Origin of the sequence: Bacteroides faecichinchillae JCM 17102 (assembly GCF_000614145.1) — a bacterium.
Lineage (GTDB): Bacteria > Bacteroidota > Bacteroidia > Bacteroidales > Bacteroidaceae > Bacteroides > Bacteroides faecichinchillae.
On sequence record NZ_BAKK01000042.1, the window covers coordinates 17,004 to 34,823 of the forward strand.

Below are 17,820 nucleotides of genomic sequence, written 5' to 3' on the forward strand. Positions count from 1 at the left end.
TATGTTACGACATTTTTATAATGACTTCATGGCATTCGTCCCCCTGCAACTTCCGCAGTTGCTCGATGTGACGACGATGGAAGAACCGCAGTTCTACGGCGACTATGTGCTGCTTACGTTTCCGTTGCGCACCCCTTACGAACTGGACGAAGTAATGGATATGTTCGAGGACGACATGGAGTTGATCACGCTTTACCACCATATCCCGATGCGGACGGAAAAATTCGGTCATAGCACTTGTGCATACTCGAATCCCGCTTTCGGACAGATGTTCAAGATGAACGCCAAGACTGATACGGAGGGTAATGTAAACAGCATCCTTGTTACCATCTATGATTCTTTGGAGCAGATGTACGGGGACCTATGCCTCGATTTGGAACTTCACTCCAAAAGCGGGTTCCTGAAATACAAGAAAGACAAGTCCGACGTGCTGATGAATTTCATATGAGAGAAAGTTTATACCGACAGATGGTCTATTGCATCAACACCTACCGGACGTGGATAGAGGTTGCCGATGACAATCTCTACAAGGAGCATATCATCTCAAGAACCGACCGCACCGATTACCTCGTTTCCCGTACATTGGTGCTGCGTGCCTTCAAGACGAACGGCATACACGCCGAGGGTACGACATGGACTATTCCCGAACACGAACTGGACAAGGCTTTGGCCATCTACCGAAAGCAAGACAGTACATTCAAGCAGCGCATCAAGAAAGCGGCCATGTACTTTTCGCCCAAGGATGCCGAAACCCTTATCCGACTGGCGACATACGGTATTGTCCAGTTGGAACTCATTGTGCGCCCCACTCCCATACCCGAAAAGCCCTATTACTTATGTTACTGAATATCCTGCTACTCATTTTCTGCGCGATACCTTTCGGGGTATCAATGTCATTGTACAAGAACAACAAGCGGTTCATGACACCCTTTTACATGGCAATGGCACGAAGCGGCAACGCCCGTAAACTGTATGTGCAAGTATGGCTGATATGCCTGCTTCTTTTCCATTATGTATATGCCTGTGGACATATGGGTGAGTTTGGAATCCTACTCTCTACCGGTGTCTGTGCCGCAATGTTCTCGTTCCGATGGACGGACAACTGGTTACGCAGGTTGCTTGACCGCCCCGGTGCATTTGTCACACTCGCATCGGTCGCACTGGTCATCGGCTTTGTGCGCATCTGTACACCTTGGCGATAACCATTACCTATCTTCTTCTGGCAGCCCTGTTCTATCCCTCCGTTCGGGTCATGTCCGAATGCAAGGACACGGGGACACTTTCCGGATGGGCAAAGCATCCCGGAATGCTGTCAGAATCCTATCACGACAATCATCACGCAAATCTGCCGCATGAAGCGGACAGCGGCAACACTGACATATCCGCACAATATGAATCATTAAAACCGAATGAAAATGAAAAATAACCAAAAGATACCTGTTTCCATATTGGCAGACAGGGAGGTATTCGAATATCTCAAGGAGAAAGGGGATGAACGCAAGACACGCACCGAAGCGTACTGTGACCTGTTGGACAAATCACTGGCAGGTTTCGTTTCCCCGTTTTTAAGAAAGAAGGACTACGTGCTGCAACCCAACCAGTGCTACCTGACCGTTTCCGACCTCGCATCGGAGTGGCATTGGCACAGGGCTACCGTCCGTTCTTTTTTGAGTGCAATGGAGGCATTCGGCTTGCTGACCCGCATCCAGCTTCCCAAAAGCGTGGTCATTACCATGACCGTACAATCCGGTCAGGCAGCACAGCCCCGCGATGCACAGGAGCAGCCGGACTTTGCCGGACAGCTCCGTGAGGTATTGTCCGATTGGGTAATCGGCAAAACGACCGCTGCCGAAACTGGCGTAATGTGTGGACAACTCGTAAGTCTGGCAAAGGCTGAAATTGCCGACCGTGACGCCGGACACTGTTCGGACACCCATTCCATCACGACCTCCGCACATTCCGGCACTTTGGTCACGGAACATCGTGAAACAGCCCTGTGCTGCATCGCCCACGCCGCCCTGCAAAAAATCCTGCACAAGTCGAGATTCGATGACAGTTCGCCGCTTGTGGATTTCTTCCGGCTTGACCTCGGCGAAGAATGGGCAGCTTTCATCGAGTCCGCCAAAGACCTCGCCGGGCTGATTCTCGACACCGAGGCATCAGTGACGGACTTCGACATGGACGAAGACCAAGAACGCCTCAAATCGCTTCGCAAACCCTTTTTATCGCTTCTGGCGAAGGCACAGGCGATGGTGGATTGAACCGGGAGTCGAAAACAGATTGTATAACGCGAACAATCCGCCTCCATCCCTTAACGGTCATCCTGCCGGTTATAGGAGGCACACGGGCTTGCCCGTCTGCCACGAAACAAAGGGAAGGGGGAGCCTAATACCCCGACCGTCTATCGACCGTCGGGAGGCTGTCCGGGCAAGCAGCAAGCTGGGACAGGACGGATTGTCCGAAACAACACGAAAAGAGTATGGCAGATCAAAAACAGGTACTTGATGTGAAGGTGTCGAAAGGCATCACCACAGCCCAAAGTAACGAACACTTGCGTGATCGCAGTGAAAGGGCGGAAAAGTACGCTATGAATAAGGGGAATTACGACCCCACACGCAAACACCTGAACTTCGAGATTGCACCCGGAGGCAAGGTACGTCCCATCGACACGAGCCGCAACATTCCCGAACGGATGGCGGACATATTGGAGAGGCGTGGAATCAAAGACCCCAACGAAGGACTGGCAGAACCGAAGTACCGCACGGTGGTGAACTTCATTTTCGGCGGTTCCCGTAAGCGGATGCACGAACTCGCATTCGGCACGCAGAAAGTGGATTTCGAGAAAGATGCGGACAATATCCATATCAAAAGAGAAAGCGATATTGAACGCTGGGCGAAAGACGTCTATTCATTCGTGAGTGGCAAATATGGCGAGCAGAACATCGCCGCATTCATCGTACACCTTGACGAATTGAATCCGCACGTCCACTGTACGCTCCTGCCAATCAAAGACGGTCGCTTTGCGTACAAGGAAATATTCGCCGGTAAGGACAAGTTTGAATACAGCGCAAGGATGAAACAGCTTCATACCGACTTTTTCACCGAAGTCAATACAAGGTGGGGAATGTCGAGAGGAACAAGCATATCCGAAACAGGCGCACGGCACAGGACTACCGAAGAATACCGCCGTATGCTATCGGAAGAATGTACGACCATCGAGGAAAATATCAGCCGTCATCAAAAAGTTCTGGCTGACCTCCAATCGGACATCCGTCTGGCAGAGCGCAGGGTCAAGGGGCTTACGACAATGGTCGATAACCTTGAGAAGTCGAAAGCCGAAAAAGAGGCCCTGCTATCGGCAGCCGAACAGGATTTGAAAGCGAACAAGGGTGATGCTGAACAATTAGCCGCACAAGTGAAAAGTCTGGAAAAAGAACTGGCCGGAATCAACAGGCAACTGGCAGATAAGCAGGAGAAGTTACAGACGGCTGACCGGCAGCTTGCCGAGCTGAAAGAGAACATGGATGCCATTGAGGAACGTACCGGGGAACTCAAGGAGGAAGCCTACAAATACTCCCATGATGTACATTCCAAAGTGGACACGTTGCTCAAGGATGTCCTGCTGGAAAATGTGGTCGGCGAGTATAGGAACGTATCGGCACAGATGGACGTGGCGGAACGGCAACTGTTCGACGGCTCGCTCGTCCAGTCCATAGCGGAACAAGGTACAGACGTGATGCACTGCGCGACGATGCTGTTTCTCGGTATGGTCGATGATGCCACCACTTTTGCCGAAACTCGTGGCGGCGGAGGTGGCGGCAGCGACCTGAAATGGGGACGCGACGAGGACGAGGACAACCGTGCATGGGCACTCCGCTGCATGAGGATGGCGAGCCGCATGATGCGCCCGGCCATTGGCAAGAAACCCAAACGGTAAGTGGCGTACGCCTTATTACAAATCAAAAAGTATAACGAATAATATCATTGGAATATGACGAAACAGATCTTTTTTATATTGGCCGTGCTTTGCACGTTGCAGGCGCAGGCAAGTGTACAACCCGTACAGGTGGATACTGTACAACATACACCGTACTATAATGTCTCGGAGGAACGGCAACCGATACAGCCCGTCTATCTTGACGGAGTGGTACTTCCGGCATCCCGGACTGGCAACTGGTTTGTCAGCATTGCCGGGGGTACGTCCGCCTTTCTCGGCACACCTCTCGGCTGCGAAGACCTCTTCGGACGCTTGAAACCCTCGTACAGTTTCGCAGTCGGAAAATGGTTCACTCCGTCCGTCGGTGCACGTATCAATTACAGCGGTGTGCAGTTCAAAGATGGAACATTGTCCAATCAGGAATACCACCATATCCATGCGGATCTGCTGTGGAATGTCCTTGGCCGCAGATATGCCCGGCAAGAACAGGTACGCTGGAATCTTGCTCCCTTTGCCGGTGTCGGCCTGTTGCACAATGCTTCTAACGGGAATAATCCCTTTGCTGTTTCGTATGGCGTACAGGGAGAATATCGGATTTCCAAACGAGTAAGTGCCATGTTGGAACTCTCCGGCACGACCACCTTTCAGGACTTCGATGGTTACGGACGCCCGAACCGCCTCGGCGACCACATGGTATCGCTGACCGCCGGTTTCACGTTTCATCTCGGAAAGGTCGGTTGGAAACGCGCGGTTGATGCAACACCTTACATTCGTCAGAATGAGTGGCTCGTGGATTATGCCAATGTCTTGTCCGGAGAAAACAAGCGTTATAAAGACTGGTACGACCGCAACCGACGGACGCTCGCAGAATTGTTGAAAATTCTGGAAATAGAAGGCTTGCTTGACAAGTACGGTCATCTGGTTAATGACGATGAGACCGACCGCCGTCAAGGTTATCCCAGAAATAATTACAGCGGATTGAACTCACTTCGGGCAAGATTGAAAAACCGGCATTGGGATGGAATCTCGCCACTTGATTCTGCAAGTATTATATATGGCAACAACGGAGATGATTCCGAACAACCGGGCATAATCGTTTCTGAAAAGACGGAACTCATACAAGCCGGAAATTGCATCGGGTCGCCTGTCTATTTCTTTTTTAACCTCAATACGGCGCACCTGACGGATGCTTCCCAAATGCTTAACCTTGATGAACTGGCTCGCGTGGCCAAGAAATACGGATTATCCGTGAAAGTGACCGGCGCGGCCGACAGTTCGACTGGAACTCCCGTGCTTAATGGTTCATTAAGCACATTGAGAGCGGATCATATCGTTGCAGAATTAGAAAAGCGTGGCATACCGATCGAACGCATCGTCAAGGTAAGCAGGGGCGGCATAGCTGACCATGTGCCGGTCGAAGCCAACAGGCATACGAAAGTGGAGTTATTCTTTTAGTTTTTACATTAACTTTCATCAAGTCCCTCAATCTATAATCCGGATTGCAGGGACTTTTTTGTGAATGGCTATCATAACGTTATCAATGAGAGTAATAAGATTATAGGTTTCCTGAATCCGGATTACGCTTCGTATGACTGATAATATTTTCTGTCGAGTTATGAAATAATCCGCTTACGAGCACAAGATATTCTGGTAAAATATCATTCTTTCCCCAAAGCAGTTCTATCCCGAAAAGTTCCGAGAGTACGTGCTATATCGAATCCGAATGCTTCAAGCGAGGGACGTACTTTGTCCGGATGCAGGCAAGGACGGTTGCATTTGCGGGCGCATTCGGAATCTGGACAGTATAGGCATTTTCCTACATAGGCGAATGCCCTGCCTCCGTATCTGTGCTCCAGTTCCAGCAACTCTTTTTCTATCCTGATTCGTTCTGGTCTGATTAACTCTTGTGATTTGTCTATCGGGATGCCTTTTTCGATAGGAATAATTTTGGTAGCCATAAGATAGGCATACTTGTACTGGCGCAGAAATTCTCCGGTATCGAAATCAAACGGCGGACATCCCCAACTGTTACCGTAATTAGGGCATTGCCTGCAAAACTCGACAAACCGTTTCTCATCCCGGAAACGTGAAATATATTCATCCACGCCGATGCCTGCCGTGAAATTCTCTATGATATATTTTTCAGTCATTGCTTCACTTTAATGAATCCTATTGTAGTGTCGAACTTCACGCAATTATTTCGGAACAGCCGTTCTATACAGCCGCTCAGGCGCATCTCCTTCGTCAGCAGAACCGGTAAATCGAGAAAAGGGCTATAAAGGTAATATCGAGTTATGTGCCGGTTTATCGGCTCGAGTCCATTGCAATGGTAAAATATTTGTTTGAGCATGCGCGTATAAATCAGATGATTTGGGTGAATAGGTCGAGTTGGTGCAGGAGCGTGACGGTAAAGAAGATGCCGACGACCAGACTCAGCGCAATGAGCAGTGCATCGAGTACGTGGGCCGAGGGTTTCGTCGGCCGGTCGGCGTTGCTTCGGACATACTCCCGAAAGAAGATGTAGAGTGCAGGTACGGTACTGCACGCCAGCAGGTAGTCTTCGGGTATGCCGAAGAAGTAGACTTTCGACAGTCCGATCAGCGCCCAGTGGCAGAGGAACATGGCCAGCACGATATTGACCTGCTCCGAGAAGGCGAGCATCAGTCCAATGGTGAAAACCGCCACCGAACAGGGCATGACGGGCGAGGTCATCATGGGGAATTCGTGGCCCAGCGCCAGCGAGCAGAGGGGATATATCAACGGCATGGCAAGGAGCAGGACAGCGAATGCGTTGTGCTGGCCGGTGCGTTCGAGCGAGGCGTGTTTCACCAGCAGGTCATAAATCCAGATTCCACCATGATGGCCCAGAAGAGTGCTAACATGCCGTGATATTCGCGCGGTCGGCAATAGATCATGTAATAGACTCCGGCAATCCAAAAGTTGAGCATCGCCATGAAACTCTTCATGCGATGCGCACAGTGTTTGTCGGCCGCAGGCAGAGCAACAGAAGCAGCAGGGTTGCAATGCCCGTAAAGACAATCTGCGCAGGCCAGGTTGCGGCATTGTAGGCCGCGATCGTGTTCCAAAAAATTTCCATAACCTAACTATTTTTTCGTGTGCGTCGGGTCATAGAGAAGGCCCGGCGCTTGAAGATGAATATCGGCAGCGTGGCACCGGCGGCAAGCAGCGCAATGACACTCAGCGATACGGTGGCATTGAGAAAAAACTGCTGCATGTAGCGCATCCCTTCGTCAGCCCGATCGAGCGACTGGAGGAACATGATGAGCGAGAAAACCGTCTTGTAGGCGTAGATGCCCGGCACCATCGGCAGCAGAGCCGGGATGTAGAGACAGGTCATCGGGCAGCGGACACCGCGGCCGAGCCATAGGCTGCCCATACCGATTGCAAAGGCCGCGAAAAGCGATGCGGTGGCGATATCCAGTGCGGAACAGTGCATCAGCGTGAAACGCAAGGCGTGGCCTATGGCGGCAAGCAGGGCGATGCGTGGAAAGGCTCGCATCGGCGGATCGGAGATGGCCCCGAATCCGATGGCGGCGACAGCGGCGAAGAGTCCGTCGAGCAGAATATCCGTCACGATCATAGCAGCGAATCTTTAACCATTAACAAAGTGGCCGACAAACCGACGGCGATGCAGACGATCAGCAGCATGGCGTTGACCAGCCGGCTGACACCCATAAGGACGTGTCCTTCCATGATGTCGATGACCCCGTTGATGAGCGGCACGCCCGGCACGAGAAACAGCGGACTGGTGGCCAAAGTGATCTCGGCTGTGCAGTCGAAACGCAAGGCGGCCGTGGCGCAGAGTGACGCGACGAAAGCCGAGCAGGCGAAGACGAGAAAGTGATTGACTGCGTGAGCCTGCATGCGCTGTTTGACGGCGAAGCCCACGAGTGTCGCCGTGAAGACGATGCCCACGGCCGTCCAGTCGCCGCCGAAGAGCTTGCAGAACGAGGCGTTGGCCAGTCCGACGAACACGAGCGTGAAGATCGGGTCCATGCGCGGTTTGTCAACCAGCGTCCGGTAACGGCTGCGGATTTCGTCGAGCGAGAGGCCCTCGTCCAATGCGTCCCAGCTCAAGGCACTCAAATCAGAGTTCCGCTCGAAACTGATGGGGAGCGACGGGATTGCCACCACACGGGTTGCGGACTCGCCGCTCCCGAGGTCGAGCACAGTCAGTATCGTACTCTTTTGGAAACTCGACAACTGAACGTCCACGCCCAGCGCTTCGCCGATCCGGCGTGAATTGCGGACCGCCCGCGAGGTGTGAACTCCCGAGCCGAGCTGATAGGTGGCGTATTCGGCGATGAAACCGAGTATATCGCAAAGTTCCTGCTGCGTTTTCATATGCGGATCATTGTTTATCGGACTTTTACCACACCTGTCGCAGTATCGAACGTCACGCATTTATTGCGGAACAGCCGTTCGATGCAGCCGCTCCGGCGCATCTCTTCGGTGGGCAAGCATACCAGTCGGGGCGGGTCGATAAGGGCTATCGCATCGGCGAGCGACATGGCGATATCGAGTTCGTGGGTCGAAAACAGGATACATTTCCCTTCGTCGTGTGCCAGCTGTGCCAGCAGCGTACACAATTCATAGCGGTTGGGCATATCGAGGAACGAGGTGGGTTCGTCGAGCAGAATAATCGGTGTATCCTGCGCCAACGCCCGCGCGATCATGATGCGCTGGCACTCGCCGTCCGACATCCTGTCCATCGTGCGTTCCGCATAGTCCTCCATGCCTACCGAGGCGAGCGACCGCATAACGATTTCCGTGTCGGCCTTCTGCATCCTTCCTATCCAATTGGTATAGGGTGCGCGGCCGATAGCCACGACGTCCTCGCATTTGAGGTTGGCGATGCGTGTGCGCTCGGTCGTGACGAACGCCAGCGTTCGGGCCATCTCTGCGGTTCGCGTATCGGCGGCGGGGCGTCCGTCGAGCAGGATTCGACCGGAATAACGGCGGTTCAGCCCGGCAATAGCCCGGAGCAGCGTCGATTTGCCCGTACCGTTGCGGCCGATTAGGCTGTCAGTTTGCCCTTTTCGATTGTGGCTTCTACCTCGCTGAGCAAGGTTCGATCCCCGTAGCCTATGGATAAATCGTGTAATTCTATCATGCCGTAACGGATTTATTGCGCAAGACCACCCACACCACGATGGGGATTCCCAGCAGCGCGGTGATGGCGTTGATCGGCAGGGTGAACAGTTTGGAAACGAGGTCGCAAAGCAGCAGCACGGAAGCACCCGAAAGAACGGTGCCCGGCACGAGCACCCGATGGTCACTGTTGCGGAACAGCATCCGCGTGACGTGGGGCATGGCCAGCCCGATGAAACCTATCGGACCGCAAAAGGCGGTCACCGTGCCGGCCAGCAACGTCGTGGAGAGGAACAGCAGTCCGCGTGAGCGACGGACGTTCAGCCCCATCGTCACGGCATACTCCTCGCCGAACAGCAGCAGGTTGAGCGGCTTGATGGTGATTACGGCCAACAACAATCCGGCGATAATCGACGGGATGAGTACCGCAAGCTGATTGAAGGTCACGTCGCCGAGCGATCCCATCGTCCAGATGACGAACATTTTCAAGGATTCATCGTTGGCAACATACTGCAATATTTGGACGACCGCACCGATTCCCGACGAGAACATCATGCCGAGAATCAGAATTACCATGATATCTTTGATGCGGTGTCCGACGGCGGCGATGACAACCAACACGATTGCCGCTCCGAGCCATGCCGCCCCAGCGATGCCTATCGACGAGCCGACACCGGCAAGTACGACGAGTGCCACGCCGAGGCTCGCGCCCGAACTGATACCGAGCACGTAAGGCCCGGCAAGGGGATTGCGGAAGAGGGTCTGCATCTGAAGACCGCTGACCGACAGGGCGGCTCCGGCCAGCAACGCGACCACCGCCTTAATCAGTCGGATATTCAGTATGATTTTCGCCGTCGCTCGCGGACAATCGCCACCCGTCAGGCCGCCCAAACATCGCCGAGCGGCACGGCGACAGCCCCCACCGCCAAATCCAGCAGAAACAGGAAGAGGGTGAGGGCAGCCAGTGCGGTAAATAATAGGACGGAACGGGAGCGCATTTATTTTAATTGCTTGTAATAGACGAAATCTTCTGCGACCAGTTCGGGGTGGAATATCTTTACGAGGTCTCGTAGCACGAGGTCGGGATTCACCACGGCCGACTCGTAGTAGTCGTTGCCGCCGGCGGCATTCGTGCGGGCGTTGTTGTTATAGACGTATCCGTTGCGGAAGCACCGGGTGTCGGTGAACTTCGGGCAGGCGGCTCGCAGTTCGTCGAGCGTGTTCGCCATACCCACATGCAGCCACATATCGACTTGCGAGGCCAGCAGATACGCCTCTTCGAGGTCGATGGGCGCGGAAGCGTTTCCCGTGTTCTTCTTGTAGATGTAATCGCCTCCGGCATCTTTGATCAACCGGGCGACATAGCTTTCGGTCGAGGGCATGAACCAATTGTCGCCGTAAGGCGTGTTGAGCATCACTGAAGGGGCATCGATGGCTGCATCGGTTACTCGCTTTTTCAAAGCGTTATAGCGAACCGGAATCTCGGCAAACACTTTCTCTCCCTCTGTCCGTTTTCCTGCAACCTCCGCCAATGCCACCAGCCATTCGGCTTTGCCCAGCGGCGACTCTTCCAGGTAATCGCCGACATACATGAACGGGATGTTCAGTTCTTTCAGTTTCCCTTCCATCGAGCTGGCCCCGTTCACGCCGTAAAGCAGTACGAGGTCGGGATCGAGCGAGAGCAGCAGCTCATAGTTAATGTTCCCCTCATAGCCCACGTCGCCGACGCTGTCGCGTCGTGCCTGAATATCGGGATTGGAAATGTAGTCGATACCCGATACCCCGACCACGCGCCCCGTTTCGCCGATCGCGTCAAGCATGGCGATATGGGTCGAAGACATGCAGACGATGCGTCCGGCATTCCCGTTGAGTACCTGACCGGTGAAATCTTCGGGAGCGGCTTCGCCGTCACGGGCGATGAACAGGCACGTGGTAATGCTGTCGGCTCCCTGCCAAGGGTTCGTGACGGTAACCAATACGCTCTTTCTGCTGTCAGCACCTTTTATGTTAAACCCCGAAGCGTATTCAGGTGTATAGGCCGTTCGGTTGAAATCGGCAAGTTTGGAACTCTTATCATGGCAGCCTGTGAATGTCAGTACAAGCAGCAATATCAGGCTCAGATTTTTCAATGCTTTCATATTGTTACAAATTTGTATTTACGGATTTCTTCTTATTTTTTCCGAACTTCGGGGTGATGCCGATGAACAGTTCGAAGTTGATACCGGGCATGGGGCGCGAGAGCACCGAAAGGTAGTCCTCGTTGAAGAGATTATTGACTGCAAATTTCAATTGAACGTCCACCGGTTTGAAAAACAGGTTTTTCTCCAAGGAGACGTTGCTCATGAAATATTCGGGCAGGTGTCCTGTCAGCGTGTAGTCGTTGCTTGACATGGTGAAACGCTCCGAGTAGAACGCCCACTTGTAAAGGAACGCCCACGACCGCCACGACAACCGTCCTGTCAGCGAGGCGGAATGCTCCGGCACGTAGGGCAGCTGTTTGCCCACCGACTGGTCAGCAGGTGACATTTTCTCGCCCTCGTTGATAGAGGGTGTCCACGAATAAGAGCCGTTCAGGTCGATGAGCCAATCCTTTGCCGGCTGCACGGCCAGGTTCGCTTTGACCTCGATGCCGTAGGCGTGCACCTTCTTCACGTTGCGGGGCGAAAAGAATCCTTTGGTGGTGGGCAGCCAGATAATCCAGTCGTCGATGTAGGAGTCGAACCAGTTCATGCTGCCATTCAACTTATAGATATTCTTCTTGCCGACCTCGAAACTTACACCTGCATCGTAGCTGATACCACGCTCGTTTCTCAGATTGGGATTGCCACCAGGCAGGAAATAGAGGTCATTCAGCGTTGGGAAACGGTAATTGCGTGAAACAGAAGCTTTGAACATCATATTCCCTTTCGGAGAAATGATGCCGTCAATAAAAAAAGCCGGTATAAGCGGAGCCCATTCGGAACCGTACATTTCTTCTCGCAACACTACCGACATGCCCAGCCGATCTATCGGCTGCCATTTGGCGGATACAGAGCCGGAGAGTTCCACACGTCCCTTGTCATAGCCCACGATGGCCTTGCCGCCATCTTGCAAGATGATGTTCTTGTCCTCACTGCGTACCAAATGCTGATGAGCCGATACATTAGCGGTGAAAAACCAACGTTTTGTCGGACTGTATTCACCTTCAGCCTGCCCGTAGAACGTATTTACCTTGCTACGGGAACGGGTCATCGACGCCCAGTTATCAGGTGCGACCTCACGCTTGTAGTCGTAGGCCATCCATGTGTGTATGTAACCGCCTTTTACGCCAAGTTTCCAGTTGCTTTTGATATGATCCCACGAAAGGACACTGCGGAAAGTCTGTTCCCGCTGGCGGTTCTCGAAGTCGGCGGCATTGCCGTAGTCGGTCGTGAGCATCGGAAGTTCCCGGTTAGAGTTGATGTACCATGCGTTCAGACCTAATTTATCGCCTTTGCGGGTATTGTAATAGACCTCTTGAAGCAGGTGCAAATCCTTGAATGCACCGGAGCGGTTGCGCTCCACAGGGTGGTACTGTCCGATGATGTTCTTCTCCTCGTCGTAGATGTTTATCTTCTTGTCGTGGTTGGTGTACTTGTAATCGTTAGGCGACGAGGAGTAGACCGCACGTGTGGAGACATGCCACCGCTCGCTGCCGTAGGTGAAGCGGGCGAATTCGTCGAAGGTCTTGAACGAGCCGATGCCCTGCACGTACTGGGCGTTGAACCCTTCGGCGACGGTGGGGGTGGTACCAAGCTTAACCAGACCGCCCAGTCCGCCGCCCGTTTCGTTCACCGATGAAGTACCGTGCAGCAGCGATGCGTTGTCTATGAAGTAGGACGGAATGGTGGAGAAGTCGGTCATGCCGAGCATGGGGTTGTTAATACGCATCCCGTTCCACGTCACCTGCGTGTGTGAAGGCGACGTGCCGCGGAAGGCGACCGTCGAGAGCGTGGCGCGGCCGTAGCTCTTGACAAACACGGACGAGTTGAAGGTCAGGATGTCGGCCATCGAGAGAGCGATGTTCTCTTTCAGTGCGAGCGAATCGAACTTCGTTTTCTGCACGCCGATTTCCTTCATCGGCCGATGTCCGATGACCGTGACTTCCGGTATGGTGAGATGCCAGGCCGACCGCTTTTTGCTTTCCGTCTGCTGCGCAAAGAGTGCCGTGGGGAGACATGCCGTCAAAGCGAATAACAGATATAGTCTTTTCATATTGCCTCCTTTCTTATTTCCAACAAAATGCACCGGGGATAATCCCGACATAAAATTTATCTATCAATTTCCCTTCGGGCGAGTAGCGGTAAATCATGCCCTGCTGCTGATAATCGATGGCATCGGCGATGTACACTTCTCCGTTGGCGGGGTTTACCGTCAGTCCGTAATAAATCGTGCCGCTGTATTCAAGGAACGGGCGCACCGGCACACGGCTTGCTGTCACGTCCATGCTCCAGATGTCCTTGTTAATCCAGTAGAGCTTCGTCCCGTCGCCATTGAGCTGCACCTCCGAGGGCCAGTCACCCAACTTGAACTTGAACTGCTTTTCCACAGTGAAGGTCTCGGCGTCGATGCGGTAGAGCGAGGGGGCTTCGTAACCGTAGGGGCTACCATCGTAGCCGCCGTCAGTAATCGTCCACATCTTGTTATACTTGTCCATGACCAGCGATGTGGGCTGGATGCCGATTTTCAGTTCATCGACAACTTGGTCGGTCTCGGTGTCGATTTTGATGATGCGGTTCTGGTAGCTCCAACAGTTGCAATAGACGTATTTCCCGTACTGCACCATCTGCTCCGTCGAGCCGCTTTCCATCGTCATGTCCGGCACCTGAATATGTCCGATGATTTCATACGTTCGCGGGTTGATGATGAAGATGCGGTTGTCCCACAGCTGGGTGACGTAGGCTTTCTCGTCGCTCAGGAAATGGATATAGCGCGGGGAGGTCAGATTTTCGATGCGTCCCACCTCCTTGAAGGTGTTCAGGTCGATGGCAAAAATAACGTGGGAGTTGTTCACCACGACCCAGCCTTTGTTGTCGTGGATGATCATTGACTGTGCCACGTCGCCGAGCTTCATGCCGTTGGCTCGGAAGAAGATTTCGTTCTGCACCTGTTTGGTCTCCGGGTCGTAGTAGCTCAGCGAGGCATTGCCGTACTGGAAATTGCCCTCGTTGGTAATGAACAGTCCGGCTCCCGTGGCGTTGAAATCCTCCACGGTATCGCCGTAGTCCCACTTCATGCAGGATGTCAAGGATAGTGTCACTCCGACAACTACGCTCCATAGCAGATATTTCAATTGGTGATAGGTCATACCGTTATTTTTATAGTTAATCCTCGGTAGTCTTACCTTACGGTAAGCATACTGAGGATTGGCAGAAAATTTATTGTTTGGTTATCTATTCGGCAGGCTTGTACTTCCCGTCTTTCATGTCTTGGTAGGTGGGGTTGTATTTGCAGTCACTTACAATCCAATTTGGTTCAGTAATCTGATTATCCTTGATAAAAGCCTCAAACATAGAAAAATCAGAAAAAGCAGTAAGCCTAACGAGATTTACTCCTGATAAACTTTTAAGTTTCGGCATATCAAAAGATGTTAGCTTGGAAGCTGCATCTGCACTTAAAGAGCCAGCTATAGTAACTAATTCAGGGCATGAGAAAGCGGAAAATCCATGAATCGTTATTCCCGCTCCTCCAACTTTTTCAAGCACAGGAAAAAGCTCATAAGTGGTTGTAGAACGGATATCTAATCCTCCATATGGAAGGTTGTTGGTTGACCACTTACCTTCTTTTGCATATGATGGATTTGAATTGCAACAAATCGATTTTAAATTACTAAAATTATGAACCATTTTAGGAGTATTAAGCGTCCCCTCCATAAAAAATTGACCGCCTATTTTTTCAAGTTTCGAAAATTCTAAGTTCGATACCATCATGCCAATTTTGAGATGCATATAGCCGTCAACAAATTTAAGATTATTTGCAATGATGCCAGATTTCATCCCTGCACCAAAATAAAAGTCGCCGTGTACCTCTTCAATTGGAAGGGTAAAAACTTTTTTGTCTGGTGTTCTGTATGATAATTTTTTTACCTTTTTAAAATTGAAATCAACATAGCTATTTGCATAAGCATGAATATCAACAGAAACATTCAAAAGATCATCTTTCGTTATAAGTTTTTGCAATTTATTACATTCCGAGATGCGTATAATGGATTCTTCTGAATCTTTAGCAGAAAAAACAGCATCACTAATATCTATAGGTGAAGAACAATTTATCAGCTTCTCTAATTTTAACGAGCCTATTCTTTTTAAGTTTTTAAGATTTGATAATGATGAAAGTTCATTGAAATTACAAATTGAAAGAATGCCTGTTACGGTTGCCAGATTCGACATTTCATCAAGATTAGTAAGAGAAACATTTCCTGTAGTAGAAAACAAATCTCCTTGAATATAGTTCGAAATAATTAAACAATCTCCATTAACAACAGAAAGCTTGGGCATTGATAATTTTTCAAACTCGATAGGCAAAGATGAAAAATTAATACTTCCTGTTTCAATAAGTTCCGGGAAAGAGATAGATTTTAAAGTTGATATTTCATTAATACTCAACGAATTTTTAACAGTCTGTACTTTGGGAAATACCAACGTGCTAATTGCACCTTTACCCATACCGAAAATGTTTAATGCCCCTCCGACGTTTATCAGTTCGGGTATTTGAAGCGTTGCCAATGTGGACGAACTGATAACAAAATCACCCTCAATAGCTTTTAGCAGATCAAACTGAACGAATTTTACACCATTGTTGTACACATGAATATTGCCCGTTACCTCGTTCAATTTGGTCATGGAGACCATCTCCAGCGTTTCGTTCGCAGCCGAGTTTTCCTCCGAACCAATCGACAAGCCGCCGATTTTGGTAATGTTGTCCAAACCGGTCAGCGTTCCACCGGTATAACTGTTGCGTATGATGATATTCCCTTCGATTTCTTTCAACATTCCGAGGGCTGAAATATCTTTGATTTTTTCGGCATCATCACTGTCGGAACCAATAACCAAATCGCCTTTTATAATGGATGTTCCGGTAGCCGCAAATGATACGATTTCCGCCGGAGTTTTCAATTCAACGTTGCCTTTGCTACGGATTTCATCCTTGATAACCAAATAAGTATAATCATGCGCCTGGCCGTTAAAGGAGGTAATTCGGAATGTGCGCTCCGTATCCCAGTCGGAGATTGTTGCTGGGTCAGGCATGATTTTGGCGGAAGGGGTAAACTCGACTGTTGCGGATGCCCCGTTCAGCGACACGGTATAAGGGACGGTCACGGTGATGGTGTCTGATGCTATAACGGCGGAATAAGTTTCTCCTGCAACCGACACGGTCACTTTCGTTATGAAATTATCGTCGGCATCTGCCGGGATATCCTCTTTTTCAGAGCATGAGTATAATGCTATGACCGAAAGGAATGCAATAAAAATTTGTTTGAGTTTCATCATTTATCATTTTATTTGTTCATATTTAAATCTTGGAACGAAAATACTTCGGTAGAGATTTCTCCTAAAACGCCGCTTTTAGCCAAGGCTCCATTCTGAACTTTTATGAAGTCGATGTATTGGAGATTTACCGGAGAGCCGTCGTGATACATGGCATTAGATATTTTGAATCCGTTTTTCTGTCCAGAACCGTCATACGAATCACCAGTCAACATATCGGAACCGCAATTATCCGCATACCCCCAGTCATAAGGAGAGTTACTCCAGTAACCCGTGGATGGACTTTGTGAATTGCGTGGCAGTAGTCGAGTACCGTACAAAGTGTAGGAGTCGGCTGTGATCCACAACGGATAATAGTAAGGTTGCGTGTGGTAGGCATTGAAATCGACCCAGCCGGTGTTTCCCAAATTGTCAATCCAATAAGTGTGTGATCCATCCGAGGCGGGTCGGAAATAGGTCACTTCATAATCTTGAATGGTGGTGGGCTTACCTGTTTCGCTGCCCCGCAGTTCGTACCACTCATCATCGGGAAGCCCATTGCCGTTGACATCCTGCATCACCCACACGATCCCTGGTTCATTGGAAGAATCAAAGGCATTGCCCTGAATCGCAAAATCATATCCGCCCTTATTCTGAATGCTGTGGTCAAATCCTACTATGATGTAACCGCCAAAGGAGCCGAGAGATACATAACTTTGCTTGGCAATACGCTTGGAAGCATATTCGACGGCCGCTTCTCGGGTCGATTCGCTACCGGTAAAACCGCCAGTATTGGTTTCGTTGATGAATTGTCCGGGAGCCGGCGTATATTCATACACTCTGTTGGAATAGGCTGAACTCGCACCTGAAGCGGCGCGATATCCGGAGGCTTCCGACCCGTTCACGCAAACTACGGTGACGGCGGATTCCACGGATATGCCATTTTGCATTTCGGTGACAGAGACGGTTATCCGGTATTCTCCGGCGAACGAAGGGGTGAACTTATATACCCGACCGGTTTCACCCTCCACGGGCTTACCGTCTACGCTCCAGCGGTATTGCGGATTCTCGAAATAGTCCAGCAATGGACGCAAGAACACCGGTCGCCCGACAAACGTATAGCGTGTGGAAACAGACTGCTCATAAGACGGGGCAGGGAAAACAACCTTATAGGGCATATTCTCGACCACCTCTATCTCCAACTCTTTCTTGGTTTCACCATCCTCGTTGGATGCTGTTATGGTAATCGGAAAAACTCCCACCTGATTTTCCTTAAACGTATAGGTT

At 51.0% G+C, this 17,820-nt stretch carries 12 protein-coding genes and 6 pseudogenes; 6 read left to right on the top strand and 12 right to left on the bottom strand.

Annotated elements, in window-relative coordinates; genetic code table 11:
* The first annotated feature begins 1 nt into the window (after window position 1).
* From JCM17102_RS16955 to JCM17102_RS16980, 6 genes and pseudogenes are all read left to right on the top strand, one after another.
* Complete coding sequence (locus tag JCM17102_RS16955) at window positions 2–448, top strand: hypothetical protein (protein WP_005680025.1); 447 nt, start codon at window positions 2–4, stop codon at window positions 446–448.
* On the top strand, window positions 445–846 hold the full coding sequence (locus JCM17102_RS16960; protein WP_004301227.1) for a hypothetical protein: 402 nt from the start codon (window positions 445–447) through the stop codon (window positions 844–846). Before JCM17102_RS16955 ends, JCM17102_RS16960 begins: the two co-directional genes overlap by 4 nt.
* Window positions 837–1,426: pseudogene (locus JCM17102_RS28100) on the top strand (hypothetical protein). The gene JCM17102_RS16960 and the pseudogene JCM17102_RS28100 overlap by 10 nt, the downstream one beginning before the upstream one ends.
* Window positions 1,416–2,261, top strand: a complete 846-nt coding sequence (locus JCM17102_RS16970; protein ID WP_004320581.1) for a helix-turn-helix domain-containing protein — start codon at window positions 1,416–1,418, stop codon at window positions 2,259–2,261. Before JCM17102_RS28100 ends, JCM17102_RS16970 begins: the two are co-directional and overlap by 11 nt.
* Window positions 2,262–2,479: 218 nt before the next feature.
* Entirely contained in the window at window positions 2,480–3,937 is a 1,458-nt protein-coding gene (mobV, locus tag JCM17102_RS16975) for a MobV family relaxase (RefSeq protein WP_004301236.1), read from the top strand.
* Window positions 3,938–3,991: 54 nt separating this feature from the next.
* A complete protein-coding gene (locus tag JCM17102_RS16980) occupies window positions 3,992–5,392 on the top strand; it encodes an OmpA family protein (RefSeq protein ID WP_004301238.1) in 1,401 nt (466 codons plus the stop codon).
* Window positions 5,393–5,492: 100 nt separating this feature from the next.
* Here JCM17102_RS16980 and JCM17102_RS28105 read toward each other — a convergent pair.
* The 12 genes and pseudogenes from JCM17102_RS28105 to JCM17102_RS24475 form a co-directional block, all read right to left on the bottom strand.
* Window positions 5,493–6,087, bottom strand: a pseudogene (locus tag JCM17102_RS28105) (DUF2284 domain-containing protein).
* Window positions 6,084–6,182 (bottom strand): annotated as a pseudogene (locus JCM17102_RS32250) (ABC transporter ATP-binding protein); the annotation flags it as partial. The pseudogenes JCM17102_RS28105 and JCM17102_RS32250, both read right to left, overlap by 4 nt.
* A gap of 116 nt (window positions 6,183–6,298) precedes the next feature.
* Window positions 6,299–7,034 (bottom strand): annotated as a pseudogene (locus tag JCM17102_RS28110) (DUF6064 family protein).
* 3 nt (window positions 7,035–7,037) lie between these two features.
* The gene (locus JCM17102_RS16995) at window positions 7,038–7,538 is read right to left on the bottom strand and encodes a threonine/serine exporter family protein (protein WP_004301247.1); all 501 of its coding nucleotides are present in this window, start codon (window positions 7,536–7,538) and stop codon (window positions 7,038–7,040) included.
* Window positions 7,535–8,302, bottom strand: a complete 768-nt coding sequence (locus JCM17102_RS17000; protein WP_004301249.1) for a threonine/serine exporter family protein — start codon at window positions 8,300–8,302, stop codon at window positions 7,535–7,537. Before JCM17102_RS17000 ends, JCM17102_RS16995 begins: the two co-directional genes overlap by 4 nt.
* Window positions 8,303–8,316: 14 nt before the next feature.
* Window positions 8,317–9,071, bottom strand: a pseudogene (locus tag JCM17102_RS28115) (ABC transporter ATP-binding protein).
* A pseudogene (locus JCM17102_RS28120) lies at window positions 9,068–10,047 on the bottom strand (FecCD family ABC transporter permease). Before JCM17102_RS28120 ends, JCM17102_RS28115 begins: the two co-directional pseudogenes overlap by 4 nt.
* Window positions 10,048–11,187, bottom strand: a complete 1,140-nt coding sequence (locus JCM17102_RS17015; protein WP_004301256.1) for an ABC transporter substrate-binding protein — start codon at window positions 11,185–11,187, stop codon at window positions 10,048–10,050.
* A 4-nt stretch (window positions 11,188–11,191) separates the two neighbouring features.
* Window positions 11,192–13,282 carry a TonB-dependent receptor gene (locus JCM17102_RS17020; protein WP_025076023.1) on the bottom strand — a complete coding sequence of 697 codons (2,091 nt, stop codon included), beginning with the start codon at window positions 13,280–13,282 and terminating at the stop codon, window positions 11,192–11,194.
* 13 nt (window positions 13,283–13,295) lie between these two features.
* Window positions 13,296–14,375 carry a glutaminyl-peptide cyclotransferase gene (locus JCM17102_RS17025; RefSeq protein WP_025076024.1) on the bottom strand — a complete coding sequence of 360 codons (1,080 nt, stop codon included), beginning with the start codon at window positions 14,373–14,375 and terminating at the stop codon, window positions 13,296–13,298.
* A gap of 85 nt (window positions 14,376–14,460) precedes the next feature.
* A complete protein-coding gene (locus tag JCM17102_RS17030; protein ID WP_025076025.1) occupies window positions 14,461–16,557 on the bottom strand; it encodes a hypothetical protein in 2,097 nt (698 codons plus the stop codon).
* Window positions 16,558–16,565: 8 nt separating this feature from the next.
* A partial coding sequence (locus tag JCM17102_RS24475; RefSeq protein WP_033886997.1) for a cell surface protein occupies window positions 16,566–17,820 on the bottom strand: 1,255 nt, incomplete at its 5' end.

Excerpts from the sequence above, each read along its gene's own strand:
- JCM17102_RS17015 (WP_004301256.1), bottom strand. The coding sequence starts at position 11,187 with ATGAAAGCATTGAAAAATCTGAGCCTGATATTGCTGCTTGTACTGACA.
- JCM17102_RS16980 (WP_004301238.1), top strand. The coding sequence starts at position 3,992 with ATGACGAAACAGATCTTTTTTATATTGGCCGTGCTTTGCACGTTGCAG.
- JCM17102_RS17030 (WP_025076025.1), bottom strand. The coding sequence starts at position 16,557 with ATGATGAAACTCAAACAAATTTTTATTGCATTCCTTTCGGTCATAGCA.
- mobV (WP_004301236.1), top strand. The coding sequence starts at position 2,480 with ATGGCAGATCAAAAACAGGTACTTGATGTGAAGGTGTCGAAAGGCATC.
- JCM17102_RS16995 (WP_004301247.1), bottom strand. The coding sequence starts at position 7,538 with ATGATCGTGACGGATATTCTGCTCGACGGACTCTTCGCCGCTGTCGCC.
- JCM17102_RS17020 (WP_025076023.1), bottom strand. The coding sequence starts at position 13,282 with ATGAAAAGACTATATCTGTTATTCGCTTTGACGGCATGTCTCCCCACG.
- JCM17102_RS16960 (WP_004301227.1), top strand. The coding sequence starts at position 445 with ATGAGAGAAAGTTTATACCGACAGATGGTCTATTGCATCAACACCTAC.
- JCM17102_RS17000 (WP_004301249.1), bottom strand. The coding sequence starts at position 8,302 with ATGAAAACGCAGCAGGAACTTTGCGATATACTCGGTTTCATCGCCGAA.
- JCM17102_RS17025 (WP_025076024.1), bottom strand. The coding sequence starts at position 14,375 with ATGACCTATCACCAATTGAAATATCTGCTATGGAGCGTAGTTGTCGGA.
- JCM17102_RS16955 (WP_005680025.1), top strand. The coding sequence starts at position 2 with ATGTTACGACATTTTTATAATGACTTCATGGCATTCGTCCCCCTGCAA.
- JCM17102_RS16970 (WP_004320581.1), top strand. The coding sequence starts at position 1,416 with ATGAAAAATAACCAAAAGATACCTGTTTCCATATTGGCAGACAGGGAG.